Here is a 1,609-nt window from a genome sequence, read left to right as displayed (position 1 = left end):
CCACCACGCCCTCTGCCTGCCCAGCCCCCCACCCAAAGACCCCGGCACCAGCGACGACCTCATCCGCCACGCCCTGCACCACCCCCCACGGCTCCTAGCCATCGACGAAGCCCACCAACTCTCCGCGTCCTGCCTGGAATACGTGCGCTACCTCTACGACGACCCGCACACACGCGTGACAGTCGCCCTGGCCGCCGGCAGCCACCGCCTCCGCGCCCTGCGCACGACCCCTGTACTCGCCTCCCGCGTGACCTGCTGGCACGAACTCGACGTCCTCGACGAAGACGAGATCACCACCGTCATCCCCGCCTTCCACCCCCACTGGAAGCGAACCGATCCCGCCGTACTCCGCGACCTCGACCAGACATGGGCCCAAGGCAACTTCCGACGCTGGGCCACCCTCACCCACCGCAGCACCCAGCACATCACCAGAGGCCCGCAGGAACTACTGCGCCAACTGACCCCCAGAGCGGCCAAAACATGACTCTGCCCCCCCACAGCACCACAAACGGCAGAACCCGACGACGCGAAGAGAGGCGAAAAGTGGTGCCCGACCTGGCAGTCACATCACCACACCGCACTGCCCCTCGTCACCGTCGTCGTCACCCCACACGACGAACCGCACTACATGCGCCTCGCCTTCGCCGCACACACGCCGCCCCACGGACGCATCACCGTCCACCCCACACCCCTGGCTGGAACCGGCGCATACCTTGCTCACGACCTGATCCGCGCCCTCGGCAAACACCTGCCCGTCCCCGACGAAGCGCACCCTTTACCCGCATGGACCAACAACTCCGACCGCAGCTGGCGCATCGCCGCGTCCTGGTTCATCGCACTCGGGATCACCCACACGACCGTCTGCCGGGCCCACCGCCTCAGCAAACCTCAATGGGAACACCTGCTGGCACTCAGCGCCCTCACCGGCACCCGTCTCACCCTCCTCTGCAACGGCCCCTTCCCGCGCCCCACCGCCGCCCTTCTCGACACGATTCCCCACCGCGTGCTGGACACCACGCGCGCCGCGACCACCCACTGGAATCCCCCGAGCGGTCCGCCGGAATCCGACAACCACCCGTGGTGGCAGCACACGACCGCCTTCCCACCCCGTGATACCGAACTCTGGTTCCGCCTGCCCCCGCAACCGCGCGAGCCCCTCACCCTCACATTCATTCCCGGCTCCGAGCCGACCGGCATCACCCCACCTCTGCCAGTACCCGGACCACACCAAGACCCCTGCCACCCCCACACCGCCCAGATCGCCGCCCGAATCCACACCCGCGTCGCCCACCCCGTCCACGCGGCGTGCGTCGCCCTGCGCGCCCTGACCGGCTACAGCAGCCAGCAGATCAAAAGCCTGCACGAAAGATCAGGAAACGGTCTGGCCGAAATGCCCGCATGGGCACAGCCCCTCCTGAACGCCGCCCGTCACCTCACCCACCTGCAAGGCCATCCAGACGCCCCCAACGTGCTCTCCACCCCGTCCTGGGAGCACCCAGAGATCGAACAAGCCCTGCGCGCCTGCCGCCTGCTGGCCACACCGCCTGACCGCCACCGCACCGCACCTGTCACCACTGGAACACGCCGTGCAAACCGCAGCATGCTGCGG

Annotated in this window: 1 protein-coding gene and 1 pseudogene; both read left to right on the top strand. The window is 68.4% G+C overall.

Annotation, left to right across the window (positions count from 1 at the left end; all coding sequences use genetic code 11):
- A pseudogene (locus tag WH07_RS27135) lies at positions 1 to 484 on the top strand (hypothetical protein); the annotation flags it as partial.
- Positions 485 to 628: 144 nt separating this feature from the next.
- Positions 629 to 1,609: CBM20 domain-containing protein (locus WH07_RS27130; RefSeq protein WP_052744572.1), on the top strand; the 981-nt coding region annotated here is incomplete at its 3' end.

The sequence above is a fragment of the Streptomyces odonnellii genome, from assembly GCF_000981895.1.
Taxonomy (GTDB): Bacteria; Actinomycetota; Actinomycetes; order Streptomycetales; family Streptomycetaceae; genus Streptomyces; species Streptomyces odonnellii.
The sequence above is the reverse complement of the archived record's forward strand: the minus strand, read 5'-3'. Positions and strand labels throughout refer to the sequence as shown.